Origin of the sequence: Pseudomonas sp. RSB 5.4, from assembly GCF_037126175.1 — a bacterium.
GTDB classification, from domain to species: domain Bacteria; phylum Pseudomonadota; class Gammaproteobacteria; order Pseudomonadales; family Pseudomonadaceae; genus Aquipseudomonas; species Aquipseudomonas fluorescens_H.
On the sequence record NZ_CP146986.1, the window covers coordinates 4,792,672 to 4,811,697 of the forward strand.

The following is a 19,026-nucleotide window of genomic DNA, read 5'->3' on the forward strand; positions in this document are numbered from 1 at the left end:
ACATCAGGCGCTTTTGCGCTGTATCGAAAGGCCAGCATTGGCTAAGGTTCAGGCATTGCAAGGGAGAGCGCGCATGACTGCCGTTGATTTACCCGCCGTACCTCGGGTGCTGATTGCCGAGGCTGACCCATGGTCTCGTGACCTGCTCAAACAAGTGCTGCTCAATGTGCGCTGCGATGCGCGACTGGATCTGTGTGCCGACGGCCAGCAAGCGCTGTCGTTGCTTAGCGAAGTGCCGTATGACCTGGCCATCGTCGATTGGGAGTTGCCGGGCATCGACGGTCTGAGCGTGCTGCGCAGCGTGCGCCAACGCAAACGCAATCCGCCGCTGCCGTTCATTCTGATGAGCAGTCGCAACGACAGCGCCAGCGTGCGCGAAGCCATACCCTTGGCCCCGACGGCCTACCTGACCAAACCGTTGAACATGGAAAGCCTGACCGAGCGACTGCAGGGTTTGCTGCTGAACGCGGGTGAAGAGGTGTTCTGCGAAGTGCCGACGCTGGCGCCGGGCATGACCTTGTCGGTGTTCCTCGAGCGACGCCGCGAGCAGGCCGACGGCGCGCCGTTGATGACCGATGTGCAGGTGGCGGTCAAACGCAGCCTCAATCCCAATGGCCTCGACCTGAAGCTGCTGGAAGAAGAGATCCGCACTGATCCGCAGATCACCGCCGTGTTGATCGCCGCCGCCAACAGCGCGGCGCAGCATCATGGCGCAGCGGTGCAGACCCTCGGACAGGCGCTGCATCGGCTCGGCACCGGGCAGAGCATGAACCTGATCCTCGGCCTGGCGCTCAAACGCAGCGCCAAGCTCAGTGACCCGTGCCTGGCGGACTACGCCGAGCGCTACTGGGGGCTGTCGCTGCACACCGCGGAATACGCACGCACGCTGGCGCGCCTGCTCGATCTGGATCAGGAGCGCTGCTACTGCGCCGGTATGTTGCATCGTCTCGGTGACCTGGCGTTGCTGCGCTGTTTGCAGGAGTGGCAGCAGGCCGGTGGCGCACTGGATGAACTGGAGGAAGTCGGCGAGGCGCTGGCGGAATTCGGCGCGGCCTACGGTTCGGCGTTGCGCACACGCTGGCGCTTGCCGCTGGAGTTGCGCGAGTTGATTGCGTCGGTCTACCAGCTCGGTGGCGGGGTTTACTCACGTGAGGCGCTGGTGATGAACATGGCAGCGCAAATGGCCCGTCTGACCGAGCATGAGGGGGTTGAGGAACTGGCGAAAAGTCGTACGGCGCGGCTGCTGAAGATCGGGCTGCCGGAATTGATGCGGATGCGTAAATGACCGGATTTGCATAAACGCCTGTGGGAGCGGGCTTGCTCGCGAAGGCGGTCTATCAGCACCACAAATGCTGAATGACCCAACGCCTTCGCGAGCAAGCCCGCTCCCACATTGGATCTCTGGGTGGCTGAAATTCTGGATCAGGCAGAGATGATTCGGTTCTTGCCCTGACGCTTGGCCTCATACATTGCCGCATCCGCCCGGGCGAACAGGCTGTCGAGGCTTTGGTCTTCGTCCTTCAGGCTGGTCAATCCCTGGCTGACGGTGATGCTGAAGGTCTGGCCGTCGATATTGAAGCCCAACCGCTGAATCTCCTGCTGCAGCCGCTCGGCCACCTGCATCGCCATGTCCGGTGCGCAAGCGGGGAACACGGCGGCGAACTCCTCGCCGCCGATACGTCCGAACAGATCGCCGCGGCGTAACGACCCGCGCCCGCACTCGGCGATGCGCTGCAGCACATTGTCACCTTCCGGATGGCCGTAGCTGTCGTTGATCAGCTTGAAGTCATCGATATCCAGCAGCAGAAAGGCTAGAGGCGCACCTTGCAGGCGCGCCTCTTCGAACTCGCGGTTGGCGCATTCGAAGAAATGGCGGCGGTTGCTGCTCTGGGTCAGCACGTCAGTGGTGGCCAGCCGTTGCAGCTCGGTTTCCATGTGCTTTTTGTCAGTGATGTCCTCGGCGATACCGACGATGATCACCGGTTGCCCAGGCTCATCCTGACGGTTGATGAAGCACTTGTCGCTGAGCCAACGGACTTGGCCGTCGGCGGCGATGATCCGGTATTCGCGGTCTTCCACTGCGCCTTTGTGCAGCACTTCGGCAAGGCTGCGTTCGGCGTAATCCAGATCGTCGGGGTAGATGCTGTCGCGCCACTGGTTGTAGTCGGCCAGCAACAGGCCTGCGGAGCGGCCGAAAATCCGCTCGTAGGCCGGGCTGACATACAGCACCTGACGGGTTTCCCAATTGAAGGCCCAGAGTACCGCGTTGACGCTCACCAGCAGCGAGCTGAACAGCTGTTCGCGTTCGCTCAGGCGCGCCACTTCACCTTGGGCGTGCATCAATGCCATCAGGGTTTGCGCGGCTTCGGGCCACTGCGGGAGGGATGAGTCTTTTTGATTGTTGTTGACCATCGGCACTTATCTCAAAGGGCGTGCCGCAATATCGACAACGGCCACAGTACTGCCCGCCGGGGTGGCGAAGTGTCTTTGAGATAGGGGATTGTTGGCTTAGTTCCGCGCTTTTGTGGCGAGGGAGCTTGCTCCCGCCGGGCGGTAGGAACGACGCGTTTTGTCTGTCAAAACGCGTCGCCTGATCTACGACTGCTGCGCAGTCGATCGGGAATGAATACCCTCACCACAGGGGACTCATTCACCGCAGTCAGACTGCGGCGGGGCGTAACGAGTAGGTTTTCAACTGGTCGGCGAATTCACGCAGGGACTGGATGCCGCTGGCCTCGGCCTCGTGCACCCATTCCTTGATGGCGGCGAGCATGTCGTGGCCATTGGCGCTGGTCTTGACCCAGATCTGCTGCAGGGCCAGGCGTTTTTCATAAATGACCTTCAGCGCCTGGCTGTGCTCGAGCATGTTCTGGATGCGCAAGTGATGACGATCTTCCAGCAGGCTGGTTTCCCGTGACAGCAGGCGTTTGGCCCGATGGAATTGATGGCGTACCGAATGATCGACCTTGTCCAGCTCCTGCTTGACCAGTGGGCCGATCACCAATTTGCGGTACTGGGCCATGATCTGAAACCGGTTGTTGAGGATCGCCATGGCGGTGTCCATGTCCAGACTGCCCTTGCCTTCGACACGGTGGGCAATCGGTGCCACGCGCTGCACCTTGGCCAGACCGAAGAAGCTGAAGACCTTGATCCATGCCCAGCCGAGGTCGAACTCCCACTTCTTCACCGACAGCTTGGCCGAGTTGGGGTAGGTGTGATGGTTGTTGTGCAGTTCTTCGCCACCGATCAGGATGCCCCATGGCACCAGATTGGTTGCCGCATCGCGGCATTCGAAGTTGCGATAGCCAATGGCATGGCCGAGACCGTTGACCACGCCGGCCGCCCAGACCGGGATCCACATCATCTGGATCGCCCAGATGGTGATGCCGATGGTGCCGAACAGCAGCAGGTCGATGACGCCCATGATGGCGACGCCGAGCAGCGGATAGCGGCTGTAGACGTTGCGTTCGATCCAGTCTTCGGGGCAGTTCTTGCCGTAGATGCGCAGGGTCTCCGGGTTCTCGGCTTCGGCGCGATACAGCTCGGCGCCTTTGCGCAGCACGGTGGACAGGCCCTTGATGACCGGACTGTGCGGGTCATCTTCGGTTTCGCATTTGGCGTGGTGTTTGCGGTGGATGGCGGTCCACTCGCGGGTGTTCTGCGCCGTGGTCAGCCACAGCCAGAAGCGGAAAAAGTGTTTCAGACCGGCGTTCAGCTCAAGCGAACGGTGGGCCGAGTAACGGTGCAGATAGACCGTGACGGCGACAATTGTCACATGGGTCATCAGCAGGGTGACCGCGACCAGTGACCAGGCCGACAAGCCAAGAAAACCTTCGTACCACATAGGCTATAGGGCCCTCGATAAAGATAAAAACAGCCGTTGCATTATCACCAAGCACACAGATAAAACCAGTCGCCCTTTCAGATAAGAGTCGCTGGATGTTTCTTGACCTATAATTCCAACCTTTTTGTAGGGACATGGACAGCCGAATGTCTGCCACTTATCGCGATGCCTTGCGTGCAGCGCTGCTCTACCTGTTGCTTGCTGTGGTCTGGCTGCAGGGAACTGGTTACTTATTGAACAGTTTCTTTGATGAGTCTGTCGATCTGCAGCGATGGCAACTGATCAACGGTTACGTCTGGGCTGCCGTCAGCGCTGGCTTGATTTTCCTGGCACGGGCCAGATTGTGCGAATTTCTCGGCATTGGTGCGCGGCTACGCGAGCGTCAGTCTGACCGTGAACGCTTGCGTCAGGCGGCAGCCGTGTTCGATTGCACCCGCGAAGGGGTGCTGGTCACCAACCGTCAGGGCCTGATCGTGCACGTCAACCGTGCGTTCATGGAAATCACCGGCTACCAGTACGACGAAGTTCTCGGCCATCAGCCAAGCCTGTTCAAGTCCGGCCACCATCCGCCGGGCTTTTACCAGGCGATGTTCGCCACGCTGGAGAGCGAGGGCGAATGGAGCGGTGAGATCTGGAACCGGCGCAAGAGCGGCGAGATTTATCCACAGTGGCAGACCATCCGCGTGATTCACGATGATCAGGGCCGCCTCAGTCACTACGTGGCAGTGTTTTCCGACATCAGTGCGATCAAGGACTCCGAACACGAACTCAAGCACCTTGCCCACCACGACCCGCTGACCGATCTGCCCAATCGTCTGTTGTTCAGCGACCGCGCCGAGCAGGCGCTGGCGTCGGCGCAGATCCACAAACGTGGCTGCGCCCTGCTGCTGATCGATCTGGATCACTTCAAGATGATCAATGACAGCCTCGGGCACAACGTTGGGGATCGCCTGCTAAAAGCGGTGTCGGCGCGCCTGCAGGAACTGTTTGGCCCGGGGATTACCCTGGCGCGGCTTGGCGGTGACGAGTTCGCGGTGCTGGCGGAGAGTTGTCCACAGTTGGTTCAGGCGGCGGCGCTGGCCCAACGCATTCTCGATGCGCTCAAGGAGCGGTTCTGCATCGATCGGCATGAGCTGTTCATCAACGCCAGTATCGGTATCAGCCTGTTCCCCAGCGATGCATTGAGTGCCGATCAGTTGCTGCGCAATGCCGACGCCGCGCTGTTCAAGGCCAAGAGCAGCGGGCGTAACGGCTACGCGCTGTATACCGAAGAGTTGACCGCGCATGCGCAGCAACGGGTCGAGATTGCCTTCGAGCTGCGTCGCGCGCTGGAGCAGCAGGAGCTGCGCGTCTATTACCAACCGGTTCACGATTTGCACAGCAGTCGGCTGATCGGCGTCGAAGCGCTGGTGCGCTGGGAGCATCCGCAGCGCGGTCTGGTGTCGCCGGCGGAATTCATCCCGATTGCCGAACGCACCGGGCTGATTGCCGAAATCGACGCCTGGGTGATGCGCCAGGCGTGTTCGCAGATGTGCCAATGGCAGCAGGCCGGGGTGGTGTTGTCGTTTGTGGCGGTGAATGTGTCGTCGCGCCTGTTTGCCCGGCGTGAGCTGTACCAGCAGGTGGCGCAGGTGCTGCACGAGACCGGGCTGGATCCGGCGTATCTGGAACTGGAAGTCACCGAAAGCGCGGTGATGGATGACCCGGAAGTGGCGCTGGAGCAGATGCATCGTCTGCGTGAGTTGGGTATTCGCCTGGCGATTGATGACTTTGGCACCGGGTACTCGTCGCTGCTGCGGCTCAAGCGCCTGCCGGTGCAGAAGTTGAAGATCGATCAGGGTTTCGTCGCCGGTCTGCCGTGGGACGAGGATGATGCGGCGATCGTCCGGGTGATCATCGCCCTGGCTCGCAGCATGGGCATGCAGGTGCATGCCGAAGGCATCGAGCAGGCCGAGCAGGCGGCGTTTCTGCTGGAGCAGGAATGTGATCTGGGGCAGGGTTACTGGTTTGGGCGGCCGGTGCCGGCGGGGGAGATTGATTGGGCGCGGGCACCGATTATTGGTTGAGTCCGATTCTGTGGCGAGGGAGCTTGCTCCCGCTGGACTGCGTAGCAGGCCCAAAAAAACGGCGAGCGCTGCGCACTCGAGCGGGAGCAAGCTCCCTCGCCACAGGGGGGGCGGTGTTCTTTCGTAGCGGGAACACCGCGCAAACCCTTGCTCCGTCAGATAATGTTTTCCAGTTATATAAACATTCTTAAATAGTCTTTTTAAGAATATCTGCGCCTCTCTTATATTGCTCCCACGCCGAACGCAGTGCCGCCCACTGCCAGGCATTTCCCATTCAAAGGAGCAGCACCATGAGCGCATCCCTTCGCAGCGTTGACGGTCAGGACGAAACCACCATTTTGCGTGAGATCCAGAGCGCACTGCGCGATCTGCGATTTGGCGCGGTGGAGATCACTGTGCACAACGCTCAAGTCGTGCAGATCGAACGCAAAGAGAAATTCCGTTTGCAGCAGCCGGGTAACAAGCCGAGCTGAAAAAGATCGCAGCCTGCGCCAGCTTTTGCAGGGGGCTGTGCGCAAGCGCTGGCGCAGGCGGCGATCTTTGAATGAGCACCCGATTCCAGCAACACATAAGAAAAAGCCACCACCAAGAATTCCAGGAGCTTTCACCATGTCGTCGATTCGCCGTTACGCTTTGGCCGCGCTGGCCAGTGCTGTGTTTGCCGGTTCCGCGGTTGCCAAGGATTACGAACTGCTCAATGTGTCGTACGACCCGACGCGCGAGCTGTATCAGGACTACAACGCCGAATTCATCAAGTTCTGGCAGAAGGATCATGCCGGCGACACCGTGAAAATACAGCAATCCCACGGTGGTTCGGGCAAGCAGGGCCGGGCGGTGATTGACGGTCTGCGTGCCGACGTCGTGACCCTGGCCCTGGCCGGCGACATCGACGAAATCGCCAAGCTCGGCAAGACCCTGCCGGCCGACTGGCAGAAGCGTCTGCCGGATGCCAGCACCCCGTACACCTCGACCATCGTGTTCCTGGTGCGCAAGGGCAACCCGAAAGGCATCAAGGACTGGGGCGACCTGGTCAAGAACGACGTCTCGGTGATTACCCCGAACCCGAAAACCTCCGGTGGTGCACGCTGGAACTTCCTCGCCGCGTGGGCCTATGGCCTGAAAGCCAACGGCGGCAACGAAGAAAAAGCCAAAGAATATGTACAGACCCTGTTCAAGCATGTGCCGGTATTGGACACCGGTGCTCGCGGCTCGACCATCACCTTCGTCAACAACGGTCAGGGTGACGTGTTGCTGGCCTGGGAAAACGAAGCGTTCCTGGCGCTGAAGGAAGACGGCGGCGCCGACAAGTTCGACATCGTCGTGCCGTCGCTGTCGATCCTTGCCGAGCCACCGGTGGCCGTGGTCGACAAGAACGCCGAGAAGAAGGGCAACGAGCAGATCGCCGAAGCCTATCTCAAGCACCTGTACAGCCCGGCCGGTCAGGAGATCGCGGCGAAGAACTTCTACCGTCCGCGTGACAAGGACGTGGCGGCGAAGTACGCCCAACAGTTCCCTAAACTGGAACTGGTGACCATCGACAAGGACTTCGGCGGCTGGAAATCCGCGCAGCCGAAATTCTTCAACGACGGTGGCGTGTTCGACCAGATCTATCAGGCGCAGTAATCTGACTTTAGCCACACTACGAGCCTGATGCTCAGGCGCGGAAAATGTGGGAGCGGGCTTGCTCGCGAAGGCGGAGTGTCAGACGACCTGAAGTTGACTGATACTCCCTCTTCGCGAGCAAGCCCGCTCCCACATTGATGCGTTCAGCGGAATGCTTTTTAACCAAGGACTTTTATGTCGCGTCGTATCTCCCCCGTCATACCCGGCTTCGGGCTGACGCTGGGCTACACCTTGGTGTACCTCAGCCTGATTGTGCTTATCCCGCTGGCGGCGATGTTCGTCCACGCCGCGCAACTCACCTGGGATCAGTTCTGGACGATCATCACCGCGCCGCGCGTGCTCGCCGCCTTGAAGCTGAGCTTTGGCACGGCGCTGTGTGCCGCGATCATCAACGGCATCATCGGTACGCTGCTGGCCTGGGTGCTGGTGCGCTACACGTTCCCGGGACGCAAGGTGATCGACGCGATGATCGACCTGCCGTTCGCCTTGCCGACGGCGGTGGCCGGTATCGCCCTGACCGCGCTGTACACCCCGACCGGTCTGGTCGGCCAGTTCGCCGCCGACCTCGGTTTCAAAATTGCCTACACCCCACTGGGCATCACCCTCGCGCTGACTTTCGTCACCCTGCCGTTCGTGGTGCGCACGGTGCAGCCGGTACTGGCTGACATTCCCCGTGAAGTCGAAGAAGCCGCTGCCTGCCTCGGTGCCAAACCGTTGCAGGTGTTCCGTCATATTCTGGTGCCGGCGCTGTTGCCCGCGTGGCTGACCGGTTTTGCCCTGGCATTCGCTCGGGGTGTCGGCGAGTACGGTTCGGTGATTTTCATTGCCGGCAACATGCCGATGAAAACCGAGATCCTGCCGCTGCTGATCATGGTCAAACTCGACCAGTACGATTACACCGGCGCCACTTCCATCGGCGTGCTGATGCTGGTGGTTTCCTTCGTCCTGTTGCTGCTGATCAACCTGCTGCAGCGGCGCATCGAAACCCCATAAGGAGGCGCGAAAATGTCCCAATCGTCTATTGCGGCCGCGTCCTCGGCCAACGCTGCACGCCGTGGCAGTGCTACGTCACGGCGCGTGCTGATCGGTCTCGGCTGGCTGATCTTTTTCCTGTTTCTGGTGTTGCCGCTGTTCATCGTGGTGTCGCAGGGTTTGAAGAACGGCCTCGGCGCGTTCTTCACCGCGATCTTTGAACCGGACGCCTTGTCGGCGCTGAAACTCACAGTGATCGCCGTGCTGATCTCGGTGCCGCTGAACCTGGTGTTCGGGGTCAGCGCCGCGTGGTGCGTGAGCAAGTATTCGTTCCGTGGCAAGAGCATGCTGGTGACGCTGATCGACCTGCCGTTCTCGGTGTCGCCGGTGATCGCCGGTCTGGTCTACGTGTTGATGTTCGGCGCTCAGGGCCTGTTCGGGCCGTGGCTGCAGGATCACGATATCCAGATCGTCTTCGCCCTGCCGGGCATTGTGCTGGCGACGATCTTCGTTACCGTGCCGTTCGTGGCCCGTGAGCTGATTCCGCTGATGCAGGAACAAGGCACGCAGGAAGAAGAAGCCGCGCGGCTGCTCGGCGCCAATGGCTGGCAGATGTTCTGGCATGTCACCGTCCCCAACATCAAGTGGGGCCTGATCTATGGCGTGGTGCTGTGTACCGCGCGGGCCATGGGTGAATTCGGTGCGGTGTCGGTGGTCTCCGGGCACATTCGCGGGGTGACCAACACCTTGCCGCTGCACGTCGAGATCCTCTACAACGAATACAACCACGTGGCCGCGTTCGCCGTGGCGAGCCTGTTGCTGATCCTGGCGCTCTTCATCCTGCTGCTCAAGCAGTGGAGCGAAAACCGTATCAACCGCCTGCGCGCCAGCGCCGCGGAGGAATAATTCATGTCGATCGAAGTGCGTAACGTCAGCAAGAATTTCAATGCGTTCAAGGCGCTGGACAACATCAGCCTGGACATCCACAGCGGTGAACTGGTGGCGCTGCTCGGCCCGTCCGGCTGCGGCAAGACCACGCTGTTACGGATCATCGCCGGCCTGGAAACCCCGGATCAGGGCAACATCGTGTTTCACGGCGAAGACGTCTCCGGCCACGACGTACGTGATCGCAACGTCGGTTTCGTGTTCCAGCACTACGCCTTGTTCCGGCATATGACGGTGTTCGACAACGTCGCGTTCGGCCTGCGCATGAAACCGAAAAACCAGCGCCCGAGCGAAAGCCAGATCGCGACCAAGGTTCACGAACTGCTGAACATGGTGCAACTGGACTGGCTGGCGGATCGCTACCCGGAGCAACTGTCCGGCGGTCAGCGTCAGCGTATCGCCCTGGCCCGTGCCTTGGCGGTGGAACCGAAAGTGCTGCTGCTCGACGAACCGTTCGGCGCGCTCGACGCCAAGGTGCGTAAAGAGCTGCGCCGCTGGCTCGCACGCCTGCACGAAGACATCAACCTGACCTCGGTATTCGTGACCCACGACCAGGAAGAAGCGATGGAAGTCGCCGACCGTATCGTGGTGATGAACAAGGGCGTGATCGAGCAGATCGGCTCGCCGGGCGACGTCTACGAAAACCCGGCCAGCGATTTCGTTTATCACTTCCTCGGTGATTCGAACCGCTTGCTGCTCAGCGACGACAACCATGTGCTGTTCCGTCCGCACGAAGTGTCGTTGTCCAAGCATGAGCTGGAAGATCACCACGCCGCTGAAGTGCGTGATATTCGCCCGTTGGGTGCGACCACGCGAGTGACGTTGAAGGTGGAAGGGCAGACCGATCTGATCGAGGCCGAAGTGGTGAAAGACCACGACAGCCTGATTGGTCTGGCCAAGGGTGAAACGCTGTTCTTCAAGCCGAAGGTCTGGCAGAAAGTCGCCAGTCTTTAAGATCAAAAGCTTCGCGAGCAGGCTCGCTCCCACCTTTGGAATGCATTCCATTGTGGGAGCGGGCTTGCTCGCGAAAGCGGCCTATACAGCCGCGCGATTCGGATTGACCCGCACCACCCCCGCCCGCGCCTCGATCTGCTCTTTCAACTCATGGCGCATGCCGAGCAGGAAAGCCACTTCCGCCACTACAAACAACGGCCCGACGATCAACCCGCTCACGTCATCGACAAACGCCGGTTTGCGCCCCTCGTAGTGGTGCCCGACAAACTGGATCACCCAGCCAATCACAAACATCGCCAGCCCACTGCTCAGCCAGACCATGGTGCTCTGCTGCGCCAGCGTGTGCCCGGCCCAGACCGACAGGCCCATCAGCACCGTCATCAACACGCCGAGTTTCACTTCCAGGCGCAGGTAGAACCACGCCGACGCCAGTGCCAGCAGCACCGCCGGCGATAGCCACAAGCCGCCCAGCGACCACTCTGGTCGCGACAACAACACCGCCACCGCCACCACGATCAGCGGAATGCCGATAAAGTGGCTGGCGATGTTGCGCGGGTCGCGGTGGTAGGCGGCGTATTGACTGAGATGGTCGACGAGGCTTTTCATTGTTGTTCCTCCTGTAGGGTGCGTGCAGCATGCCTCGGGTTCGGCGTTCGCTCTGTCAGGCAGGCGACAATTGGGAGTGTTCATGGATAAGCGTTCACGGCTGCTGACCGGGCAATGGTTCAGTCATCTGCCGGCATCCTTTCAGGATAGTCTGCTGGCGGCGGCTCGGGAGCGGCGGCTGACGGCGGGGCAGCGCTTGTTCCAGCGCGGTGATCCGCCTTGCGGGTTGTACGCGGTGCTCGACGGCGCGATCCGGATCGGGGCGGTGAGTGAGCAGGGCAAGGAGGCGTTGCTGAGCCTGGTCGAGGCACCGCACTGGTTCGGCGAAATCTGCCTGTTCGATGGCCAGCCACGCACTCACGATGCTTACGCGGTCGGGCCGTGCACCCTGCTGAATATTCCGCAGGCCACGCTGCTGAAAATTCTCGATGAACAGCCGGTGTATTGGCGGCACTTGGCGTTGCTGATGAGCCACAAACTGCGCCTGACCTTTATCAATCTCGAACAGTTGAGCCTGCTGCCGGCCCCGGCTCGCCTGGCCCATCGCTTGCTGATGATCGCCGAGGGCTACGGTGAAATCGATGCGCCACGCCGGGTCCTGCAACTGCCGCAGGAACAGCTGGCGTCGATGTTGTCGCTGTCGCGCCAGACCACCAACCAGATCCTCAAGGATCTGCAGGGGCAGGGGATTATCGGGCTGGGGTATGGCGAGATCGAGATTCTCGATGCCGAGCGATTGCGGGCGCTGGCCACACTCTAAAATCTCGTACCGATCCCTTGTAGGAGTGAGCCTGCTCGCGATAGCGGTGTGTCAGCCAACACATCATGAACGGATACACCGTTATCGCGAGCAGGCTCACTCCTACAGGGGAAACGTGCGTGGCTTACGAGCCGCGATAGGTCGAGAACCCGTAAGGGCTGAGCAGCAGCGGGATGTGGTAGTGCTGGTCAGTCTGCTTCACTTGGAAAATCACCGGAATCTCCGGGAAAAACGTCTCGCGCTTGTTCTTCTCGAAATACTCGCCGGTCTTGAACACCACCCGGTATTCGCCTGCCTCGAAAGGCTGTTTGGCCGGGAACAGTTCGGCGATGCGCCCCTGTTCATTGGTGGTGCCCTGGGCCAGTGGCTGCCAGTTCTGGCCGACGTGTTTTTCCAGGGTCACGTTGACGCCCGGCGAGGGCAGGCCGTTTTCCAGGTTGAGCACGTGCACGCTCAGCGGGTTGCCGGCGGCCAGCGCCAGGCTGGAGAAGGCACTCAGGCCGAGTGCGGCGAAGGTCATGCGCAGGGTGGTCATGGTCAGTCTCCTTATTGGGAACGGGTCAGGGTAAGGCCGGCCTTTTCGGCGGCCTTGATGGCACAGCTTTCGTCTTGCTCGCCGCCGCCGGAGCCGGCCACGCCCATGGCGCCGACCAGTTCATCAGCGGCGAATAACGGGATCCCGCCGCCGAGCAACAGCAGCTCATCGAGGGTGTTGAGGTTGGCGGTCTCCGGATTGCTGCGGGCGCGCTCGGCGAACAGCCGGGTCGGGGTTTTCGTCGACAGCGCGGTGTAGGCCTTGCGCTGGCTGGCAGCGGTGTTGTGCGGGCCGATGCCGTCGCCGCGCAGGGTCACCAGCAAGTTGCCGCCACGGTCGAGCACCGATACCGTGGCTGTGCAATTGCTCAACGCGGTGTCGGCCAGCAGGCGTGCGGTTTTCAGATCGAGGTCAGCGTGGCGTGGCAGTCCAGGGGCGGCGAAAACACTGACGCTGAGGCCGAGGGCGAGGCTCGCTGCAAGGTATTTGACGGTCATGGACAGGCTCCAAAAACGAAGGACATCACCTTAGCCGCCGCTCTTCGTCAGGACTCCGTCAGTCGGATTACAAGTTTGTAATGGGCAATCGAGCCGAAGGCGCCTAGCCTGTGCGCCTGATCAATCGAGGTGTGCCATGCGTTTGCTGGTCGTAGAAGATGAAGCCAAAACCGCGAATTTCCTGGCCAAGGGCCTGGGCGAGTCGGGTTTTGCCGTGGACGTGGCGCTCAATGGTCTCGATGGGCGCTATTTCATCGAGCAGCAGGAATATGACCTGATCATCCTCGACGTGATGCTGCCGGGCCTCAATGGCTGGCAGCTGCTGCAACTGATCCGCCAGCGCGGCGCCACCCCGGTGTTGTTCCTGACCGCCAAGGACGCCATCGAAGACCGCGTGCGCGGCCTCGAATTGGGCGCCGATGATTACCTGCTCAAACCCTTCGCCTTCGCCGAACTGCTCGCGCGGGTGCGCACGTTGCTGCGGCGCGGGCCGCTGCGCGAGGCCGAGTCCTACAGCATCGCCGACCTGGAAATCGACGTGCTACGGCGTCGGGTCAGTCGCGGCGGTCAGCGCATTGCCCTGACCAACAAGGAATTTGCCTTGCTGCAATTGCTCGCGAGCCGTCAGGGCGAAGTGCTGTCGCGCACGCTGATCGCCTCGCAGGTGTGGAACCTGAATTTCGACAGCGACACCAACATGGTCGAAGTGGCGGTGCGGCGTTTGCGAGCCAAGGTCGATGACCCGTACATGCCGAAACTGATCCATACCGTGCGCGGCGTTGGCTATCAACTGGAAGCGCCGGACGATGCGCTCTAAGTCGATCGCCTGGCGCCTGGCGCTGGCGTTCGCGATTGTTTGCGCGTTGGTGTTGAGCGTGATTGGCGTGTTTCTCTACCGCTCGCTGGCCTCGGAAATCGCCTACCGCGACGACCTCGCGTTGCTCGGTCGACTGGAGCAGGTGCGCGCCTTGCTCGCCGACAGCGACAGCCTCGGTGCCTTGCAGGCGCGGCCACGGCTGTACCAAAACATGCTCGGTAACCTCGACAGCCTGTTGCTGGTGCGGCGGGCCGATGGCTCGAACGTGATCGCGATCAACCCGCGCCAGCGCGAGCTGCCGCCATTGAGCGCAATCGCGCGCGAGCAAACGCCGCAGCGTCGCGATGTGCTGACCTGGCAAGCGCCGGACGGCGCCGAGCTGGCGCTGTTGTCCGGTGACGCCCAAGGGCCGAACGGCGAACCGCTGACGGTGATCGCCGGCAAGGTGCTCACTGAACGTGAACAGATGCTCGCCAGTTATCGCTTGCGCTTGTATCTGGCCGTCGGGCTGGGCGCGTTGCTGGCGTTCGCGCTGGGCCTGGTGCTGCTGCGCCGTGGTCTGCAACCGTTGCGCCAGTTGAGCGCGGCGGTGCGCGGCATTGATCTGCGCAGCCTCGACCAGCGTCTGCCCGCCAGCGGCACCCCCGCCGAACTGCTCGAACCGGTGCAGGCGCTCAACGGCATGCTCGCGCGACTGGACGACAGCGTGCAGCGGCTGTCGCAGTTTTCCGCCGATCTGGCCCACGAGATCCGCACCCCGTTGCACACCTTGCTCGCCAGCAACGGCCAGGCGCTGAACCACCCGCGCAGCACGGCGGAGTATCAGGAGCTGCTGGCCTCGAACATGGAAGAGTTCGAACGCCTCAAGCGCATGGCCGAGAACCTGATGTTCCTTGCTCGCGCCGAACAGGCAGAGCGCGCGCTCGACTTGCAAACGCTGGATCTGCACAGCGTCGGCAGCGAGCTGTGCGATTACTTCGAAGCCCTGGCCGATGATCGCCAGTTGCACCTGGAAAACCAGCTGCACGGCGAACTGTTGGCCGACCAGCAACTGCTGCAGCGCGCCCTCGGTAATCTGCTGGCCAACGCGGTGCGTCACGCCGATGAAGGCACGCTGATCAGCCTGCGCCGCCGCGATGAGCCGGGCGTGTGCTGGTTGCAGGTACACAACCACGGTCCGGTGATCGCGCCAGAACATCTGGGCAAACTGTTCGACCGCTTCTATCGCGTCGACCCTTCACGGGCGCAGCCTGGGGACTCGGGTGGGCTGGGGCTGGCGATTGTGCAATCGATCATGCAATTGCATGGCGGGCGGGTGCGGGTGAGCAGTGATGTCACTGGGACTGTGTTTGAGCTGGGTTTTGAGGTGATCTGACTGGCGCCTTCGCGGGCAAGCCCGCTCCCACCGGTTTATCGGGTGTACATGAGTTTTGGGTACGACACGGACACTGTGGGAGCGGGCTTGCCCGCGAAGAGGCCATTAGGTTCAGCGCAAATTCCGGATTAGTCAGCGCAGCTGATCGCGAAACTGCCCCGGCGTCATCCCGGTCCAGCGCTTGAACGCGCGGCTGAAGCTGCTGGTGTCGGCAAACCCCAGCAGGTAGCTGACTTCACTCAACGAACACTGTGGATCGCGCAGGTGCAGCAGCGCGAGGTTTTCGCGGCTCTCGTTGAGCAGCGTGTCGAAGCGACAGCCTTCATCCGCCAAGTGCCGTTGCAGGCTGCGCAGGCTCAGGTGCAAGGCTTGAGCAATGCGTTCGGCGCTGGGTTCGCCTTCGGGCAGTTGTTCCTCGATGGCATCGCGCACCTTACGCTCCCAGGTCAGCGGTTTGAGCTGGGCCAGGGTGCGCTTGAGCACCGCTTCGTTGTGTTCGGCCAATTCCGGGTTGGCGTCGTCGAGGTGGCTGTCGAAGTCGGCGAGGGCGAACTCCAGGCGATCTTCGGCGCAGGAGAAATGCACCGGGGCGCGGAACACCTTGTGCCACTGATGTGCATCGGACGGTTCCGGGCGGCGCAGGTACACCGCCAGCGGCGCGTAATCGCGACCCAGGCGATTGCGGCAGGTGCGCACGTAGATCGCGGCAAACGCGTCGATGGCTTCGAAGGCCGGCGCCGGATTGCCTGACGGAATTTTCAGACGGAACAGGTAACGGTCATCGCTGCGGCTCAGTTCCAGTTCCAGCGCATCGCTGACCACCGGGTGATAACGCACGATGCGCTCGAATACCTCACGCAGGCTGCCGCTGGCCACCAGCGCGTAACCGAGCGCGTGGAACGTGGTCGGGCTGACGAAGCGCGACACTCGCAGGCCGATCGCCGGATCCCCGCTGAACTGCACCGCCAGTTGCCACAGGCGCGTGGTGCCGGACAACGGATAACGCGCGTTCGGGTCGTCCATCAACTGCGGGTCGAGCCCGGCCTGCTGGCACAGGCCGAGACTGTCCAGCCCCAGCGCATCGAGTTGCTTGCGCAAGGCACGGGTCCAGCTGGCGAGAGAAGTCGGTTCCTTCATGCTGATTGGCGCTTCCGGTCAACAGGTTGGCGTTCACGGCTATCATCAATGGAGCTTTCGCAAGGCAGGATGCGAACATCAATAAACAGAGGATGGAAGCATGGACCGTACTTCTGCAAGTCCCCAGCGACACAATGCCGCCCAGCGATCAGCACATATTCGCGAAGTGGTGCTGGCCAAGGGCGTCGAACTGCGTGAGCGCTACCCGATTCTGCAGCATCAGGACGCCCTCGGCGCCGGCATTCTGGCCTTCGCCCTGGCCGGGATGGTCGGTTCGGCAGCGCTGTACATCACCGGTCATATGGCGTGGTGGGTGTGCCTGCTGCTGAATGCGTTTTTCGCCTCCTTGACCCATGAGCTGGAACACGACCTGATCCACAGCATGTATTTCCGCAAACAACGGGTGCCGCACAACCTGATGATGGGCCTGGTGTGGCTGGCGCGGCCGAGCACGATCAACCCGTGGATCCGCCGCCACCTGCACCTCAATCACCACAAGGTCTCCGGCACCGAAACCGACATGGAGGAGCGGGCGATCACCAACGGCGAGCCATGGGGTTTTGCGCGCTTGCTGATGGTCGGCGATAACGTGATGTCGGCGTTCATCCGCATGCTGCGGGCCAAGACCTGGGCGCACAAATTCAGCATCATCAAGCGCAGCCTGAAGGTCTACGCGCCGCTGGCGCTGGTGCATTGGGGCGCGTGGTACGTGTTCCTCGGTTTTCATGCGGCGAATGGCATCGCCTACCTGATGGGTTCACCGATTGAATGGTCGGCAACCACGCTGTCGGTGATGCAGGTGATCGACATCGCGGCAGTGGTGATCATCGGCCCCAACGTGCTGCGCACCTTTTGCCTGCACTTCATCAGCTCGAACATGCATTACTACGGCGACATCGAGGCGGGCAATGTGCTGCAGCAATGCCAGGTGTTGAACCCGTGGTGGTTGTGGCCGTTGCAGGCGTTCTGCTTCAACTTTGGCAGCAGCCACGGGATTCACCATTTTGTGGTGAAAGAACCGTTTTACATCCGGCAGATGACCGTGCCGGTGGCGCACAAGGTGATGCGTGAGATGGGCGTTCGGTTCAATGATTTCGGCACGTTTGGGCGGGCGAACCGGTTTGTTCGTCGGGATGAAGTGGTAGCGGAGGAGGCGCGTACGGCTCAGGCTTGATGGTGAATTTGCGGGCCTCTTCGCGAGCAAGCCCGCTCCCACAGGGGAACGCATTCCAACTGTGGGAGCGGGCTTGCTCGCGAAGGCACCGGATCAGGCAACCTCAATCCGGCTGAAACGGCGAAGCACTGAGAATCACCCCGGTCTCCTCCACATACTGCTGCCAGTGCCCGATCAAGCTGTTGAGCTTGTCCGGCTGACTCGCCGCCAGATCATGAATCTCCCCCGAATCGCTGCTCAGATCATAAAGCTGCCAGGTCGCCGGCCCCACCGGCCCGGGGATCCACACCGCTTTCCACGACCCTTGGCGAATCGCCCGGCGGCCAAACAATTCCCAACCGGTGACGGTGTGCTCGTCGTGCACTTGCGCCGTCTCGCCGGACAAAAAGCCCAGCCACGATTTACCGCGCAGCGGCGCCACCGGTTTGCCTTGCCATTGCTTGCCCGGATGGCGCACGCCGGCCAGATCGAGAATGGTCGGGGTGATGTCCATCACCGTGCCGAAGCCATGGCTGATCTGCCCTTTGATCGGCAATTGCGGATAGTGCAGCAGCGCCGGTACGCGAATCCCGCCCTCGGTGGTGAACGCCTTGAACAGCCGTGACGGCGCGGTCGCCACTTGCGCCCAGCTCGGCCCGTACCAGACGTAGGAATTGGCGCGGCCAATGTTGTCGAGGCTGTTGTCGTAATGCTGATTGAGGTAGGTCAGCAGTTCCGGGCCGAACTTGGGAAACGCCTCCAGCAGTGCGCCCTCGGCACCGTTGTCGGACATGAACAGGATGAAAGTGTTATCGAGTTGGCCCTGCTGGCGCAGGTAATCAACCACCCGGCCGATGTTCCAGTCCATGCGCTCGACCATGGCCGCGTAGACCTCCATGGCCCGCGCGGAAATCTGTCGTTGCTCATCACTCAGCGCGTCCCATTGCGCATTCAGTTGAATCAGCGGATGTGGCTCGACATCCGGCTCGATCAGCCCCAGCGCCTTGAGTTTTTCCAGGCGCTCCAGACGCAAGACTTCGGGGCCGGCGTCGTAGCGGCCACGGTATTTTTCGACCACCTCGGCCGGTGCCTGCAACGGCCAATGCGGTGCGGAGAAAGGCAGATAAGCGAAGAATGGCCGGCTCTGATCGCGCTCCTTCAGGTACTGCAACAGCTTGTCGCCGAAGGCATCCGAGGAATAGAAATCCTTGGGCAATTCGTCGACAAAGGTGTCGTCTTCGATGTACAGCGCCGGGGTCGATTTCAGCAGGCCCGGGGTGTGTTCGTCGTAGGTCGGCTCGAAACCATAGTGGTTGGCCGCGCCCGGCAGCAGCGAGAACGAACGCTCGAAACCGCGAGCCTGCGGCGCCAGTTCAGCGGTCAGGCCGAGGTGCCATTTGCCGCTCATCAACGTCTGGTAACCGGCCTCGCGCAGCAGTTCGGGCAGGGCGACGACGCGGTCGTTGAGATAGCCCTCGTAACCCGGTTTGCCGATCAGCTCCGGGGTCAGCGCTTCGGCCATGGTGCCGATGCCGGCGATGTGGTGGTCGGTGCCGGTCAGCAGCATCGAACGGGTTGGCGAGCAGGTCGGTGCGGTGTGGAAATCGGTCAGGCGCAGGCCGTTATCGGCCAGCGCATCGAGGTTCGGCGTGGCGATTTCGCCGCCGAACGCGCCGATGTCGGAGAAGCCGAGATCGTCGGCCAGAATCACCAGAAAGTTGGGGCGTTGCGGCATCGAAAAA

At 61.5% G+C, this 19,026-nt stretch carries 18 protein-coding genes; 11 read left to right on the top strand and 7 right to left on the bottom strand.

The window, feature by feature from the left end:
* The first annotated feature begins 73 nt into the window (after positions 1 to 73).
* Positions 74 to 1,285, top strand: coding sequence for a response regulator (locus V9L13_RS21670; protein WP_003220504.1), 1,212 nt, complete (start codon positions 74 to 76; stop codon positions 1,283 to 1,285).
* Between the two features lie 137 nt (positions 1,286 to 1,422).
* Here the strand turns inward: V9L13_RS21670 and V9L13_RS21675 are convergent, their stop codons facing one another.
* Positions 1,423 to 2,412, bottom strand: a complete 990-nt coding sequence (locus V9L13_RS21675) for a sensor domain-containing diguanylate cyclase (RefSeq protein WP_338800497.1) — start codon at positions 2,410 to 2,412, stop codon at positions 1,423 to 1,425.
* Between the two features lie 247 nt (positions 2,413 to 2,659).
* Positions 2,660 to 3,844 carry a delta-9 fatty acid desaturase DesA gene (gene desA, locus V9L13_RS21680; protein WP_103485241.1) on the bottom strand — a complete coding sequence of 395 codons (1,185 nt, stop codon included), beginning with the start codon at positions 3,842 to 3,844 and terminating at the stop codon, positions 2,660 to 2,662.
* Between the two features lie 146 nt (positions 3,845 to 3,990).
* Between desA and dibA the strand changes: the two genes are divergently transcribed.
* The 6 genes from dibA (at position 3,991) to V9L13_RS21710 (ending at position 10,404) form a co-directional block, all read left to right on the top strand.
* Entirely contained in the window at positions 3,991 to 5,910 is a 1,920-nt protein-coding gene (dibA, locus tag V9L13_RS21685; protein ID WP_338800498.1) for a phosphodiesterase DibA, read from the top strand.
* 290 nt (positions 5,911 to 6,200) lie between these two features.
* Positions 6,201 to 6,383, top strand: a complete 183-nt coding sequence (gene oscA, locus V9L13_RS21690) for a sulfur starvation response protein OscA (protein WP_003220508.1) — start codon at positions 6,201 to 6,203, stop codon at positions 6,381 to 6,383.
* A gap of 136 nt (positions 6,384 to 6,519) precedes the next feature.
* The gene (locus V9L13_RS21695; protein ID WP_226499753.1) at positions 6,520 to 7,533 is read left to right on the top strand and encodes a sulfate ABC transporter substrate-binding protein; all 1,014 of its coding nucleotides are present in this window, start codon (positions 6,520 to 6,522) and stop codon (positions 7,531 to 7,533) included.
* A gap of 174 nt (positions 7,534 to 7,707) precedes the next feature.
* Positions 7,708 to 8,526 (top strand): sulfate ABC transporter permease subunit CysT, encoded by an 819-nt coding sequence (gene cysT, locus V9L13_RS21700; RefSeq protein WP_003220511.1) that lies wholly within the window; start codon positions 7,708 to 7,710, stop codon positions 8,524 to 8,526.
* Between the two features lie 12 nt (positions 8,527 to 8,538).
* On the top strand, positions 8,539 to 9,411 hold the full coding sequence (gene cysW, locus V9L13_RS21705) for a sulfate ABC transporter permease subunit CysW (protein WP_003220512.1): 873 nt from the start codon (positions 8,539 to 8,541) through the stop codon (positions 9,409 to 9,411).
* A 3-nt stretch (positions 9,412 to 9,414) separates the two neighbouring features.
* Positions 9,415 to 10,404 carry a sulfate ABC transporter ATP-binding protein gene (locus V9L13_RS21710; protein ID WP_103520289.1) on the top strand — a complete coding sequence of 330 codons (990 nt, stop codon included), beginning with the start codon at positions 9,415 to 9,417 and terminating at the stop codon, positions 10,402 to 10,404.
* An 81-nt stretch (positions 10,405 to 10,485) separates the two neighbouring features.
* Here V9L13_RS21710 and V9L13_RS21715 read toward each other — a convergent pair whose 3' ends face one another.
* Positions 10,486 to 11,010 (bottom strand): Mpo1-like protein, encoded by a 525-nt coding sequence (locus tag V9L13_RS21715; RefSeq protein ID WP_338800499.1) that lies wholly within the window; start codon positions 11,008 to 11,010, stop codon positions 10,486 to 10,488.
* Positions 11,011 to 11,092: 82 nt separating this feature from the next.
* Here V9L13_RS21715 and V9L13_RS21720 point away from each other — a divergent pair, with 82 nt between their 5' ends.
* Positions 11,093 to 11,770, top strand: coding sequence for a Crp/Fnr family transcriptional regulator (locus V9L13_RS21720; RefSeq protein ID WP_003220518.1), 678 nt, complete (start codon positions 11,093 to 11,095; stop codon positions 11,768 to 11,770).
* A gap of 124 nt (positions 11,771 to 11,894) precedes the next feature.
* On the opposite strand, the gene uraH is transcribed toward V9L13_RS21720, so the two are convergent.
* Both uraH and V9L13_RS21730 read right to left on the bottom strand, forming a co-directional pair.
* On the bottom strand, positions 11,895 to 12,305 hold the full coding sequence (gene uraH, locus V9L13_RS21725; protein ID WP_097086822.1) for a hydroxyisourate hydrolase: 411 nt from the start codon (positions 12,303 to 12,305) through the stop codon (positions 11,895 to 11,897).
* Positions 12,306 to 12,316: 11 nt separating this feature from the next.
* Complete coding sequence (locus tag V9L13_RS21730) at positions 12,317 to 12,802, bottom strand: heme-binding protein (protein ID WP_338800500.1); 486 nt, start codon at positions 12,800 to 12,802, stop codon at positions 12,317 to 12,319.
* A gap of 136 nt (positions 12,803 to 12,938) precedes the next feature.
* Here V9L13_RS21730 and V9L13_RS21735 point away from each other — a divergent pair, with 136 nt between their 5' ends.
* Positions 12,939 to 13,619, top strand: a complete 681-nt coding sequence (locus tag V9L13_RS21735; protein ID WP_003220524.1) for a heavy metal response regulator transcription factor — start codon at positions 12,939 to 12,941, stop codon at positions 13,617 to 13,619.
* Positions 13,609 to 14,994 carry a heavy metal sensor histidine kinase gene (locus V9L13_RS21740; protein WP_338800501.1) on the top strand — a complete coding sequence of 462 codons (1,386 nt, stop codon included), beginning with the start codon at positions 13,609 to 13,611 and terminating at the stop codon, positions 14,992 to 14,994. Before V9L13_RS21735 ends, V9L13_RS21740 begins: the two co-directional genes overlap by 11 nt.
* Before the next feature lie 132 nt (positions 14,995 to 15,126).
* Here V9L13_RS21740 and V9L13_RS21745 read toward each other — a convergent pair whose 3' ends face one another.
* Positions 15,127 to 16,131 (bottom strand): AraC family transcriptional regulator, encoded by a 1,005-nt coding sequence (locus tag V9L13_RS21745; protein WP_047601016.1) that lies wholly within the window; start codon positions 16,129 to 16,131, stop codon positions 15,127 to 15,129.
* 100 nt (positions 16,132 to 16,231) lie between these two features.
* Between V9L13_RS21745 and V9L13_RS21750 the strand changes: the two genes are divergently transcribed.
* The gene (locus tag V9L13_RS21750; RefSeq protein ID WP_338800502.1) at positions 16,232 to 17,305 is read left to right on the top strand and encodes a fatty acid desaturase; all 1,074 of its coding nucleotides are present in this window, start codon (positions 16,232 to 16,234) and stop codon (positions 17,303 to 17,305) included.
* A gap of 103 nt (positions 17,306 to 17,408) precedes the next feature.
* Here V9L13_RS21750 and V9L13_RS21755 read toward each other — a convergent pair whose 3' ends face one another.
* Positions 17,409 to 19,019, bottom strand: a complete 1,611-nt coding sequence (locus tag V9L13_RS21755) for an arylsulfatase (protein WP_338800503.1) — start codon at positions 19,017 to 19,019, stop codon at positions 17,409 to 17,411.
* Positions 19,020 to 19,026: the final 7 nt, after the last annotated feature.

Coding starts and splice junctions, on each gene's coding strand:
- dibA (WP_338800498.1), top strand. CDS start 3,991: ATGTCTGCCACTTATCGCGATGCCTTGCGTGCAGCGCTGCTCTACCTG.
- V9L13_RS21710 (WP_103520289.1), top strand. CDS start 9,415: ATGTCGATCGAAGTGCGTAACGTCAGCAAGAATTTCAATGCGTTCAAG.
- V9L13_RS21740 (WP_338800501.1), top strand. CDS start 13,609: ATGCGCTCTAAGTCGATCGCCTGGCGCCTGGCGCTGGCGTTCGCGATT.
- V9L13_RS21755 (WP_338800503.1), bottom strand. CDS start 19,019: ATGCCGCAACGCCCCAACTTTCTGGTGATTCTGGCCGACGATCTCGGC.
- V9L13_RS21735 (WP_003220524.1), top strand. CDS start 12,939: ATGCGTTTGCTGGTCGTAGAAGATGAAGCCAAAACCGCGAATTTCCTG.
- V9L13_RS21730 (WP_338800500.1), bottom strand. CDS start 12,802: ATGACCGTCAAATACCTTGCAGCGAGCCTCGCCCTCGGCCTCAGCGTC.
- V9L13_RS21675 (WP_338800497.1), bottom strand. CDS start 2,412: ATGGTCAACAACAATCAAAAAGACTCATCCCTCCCGCAGTGGCCCGAA.
- oscA (WP_003220508.1), top strand. CDS start 6,201: ATGAGCGCATCCCTTCGCAGCGTTGACGGTCAGGACGAAACCACCATT.
- V9L13_RS21695 (WP_226499753.1), top strand. CDS start 6,520: ATGTCGTCGATTCGCCGTTACGCTTTGGCCGCGCTGGCCAGTGCTGTG.
- V9L13_RS21670 (WP_003220504.1), top strand. CDS start 74: ATGACTGCCGTTGATTTACCCGCCGTACCTCGGGTGCTGATTGCCGAG.
- desA (WP_103485241.1), bottom strand. CDS start 3,844: ATGTGGTACGAAGGTTTTCTTGGCTTGTCGGCCTGGTCACTGGTCGCG.
- V9L13_RS21720 (WP_003220518.1), top strand. CDS start 11,093: ATGGATAAGCGTTCACGGCTGCTGACCGGGCAATGGTTCAGTCATCTG.
- V9L13_RS21745 (WP_047601016.1), bottom strand. CDS start 16,131: ATGAAGGAACCGACTTCTCTCGCCAGCTGGACCCGTGCCTTGCGCAAG.
- V9L13_RS21750 (WP_338800502.1), top strand. CDS start 16,232: ATGGACCGTACTTCTGCAAGTCCCCAGCGACACAATGCCGCCCAGCGA.
- uraH (WP_097086822.1), bottom strand. CDS start 12,305: ATGACCACCCTGCGCATGACCTTCGCCGCACTCGGCCTGAGTGCCTTC.
- cysW (WP_003220512.1), top strand. CDS start 8,539: ATGTCCCAATCGTCTATTGCGGCCGCGTCCTCGGCCAACGCTGCACGC.
- V9L13_RS21715 (WP_338800499.1), bottom strand. CDS start 11,010: ATGAAAAGCCTCGTCGACCATCTCAGTCAATACGCCGCCTACCACCGC.
- cysT (WP_003220511.1), top strand. CDS start 7,708: ATGTCGCGTCGTATCTCCCCCGTCATACCCGGCTTCGGGCTGACGCTG.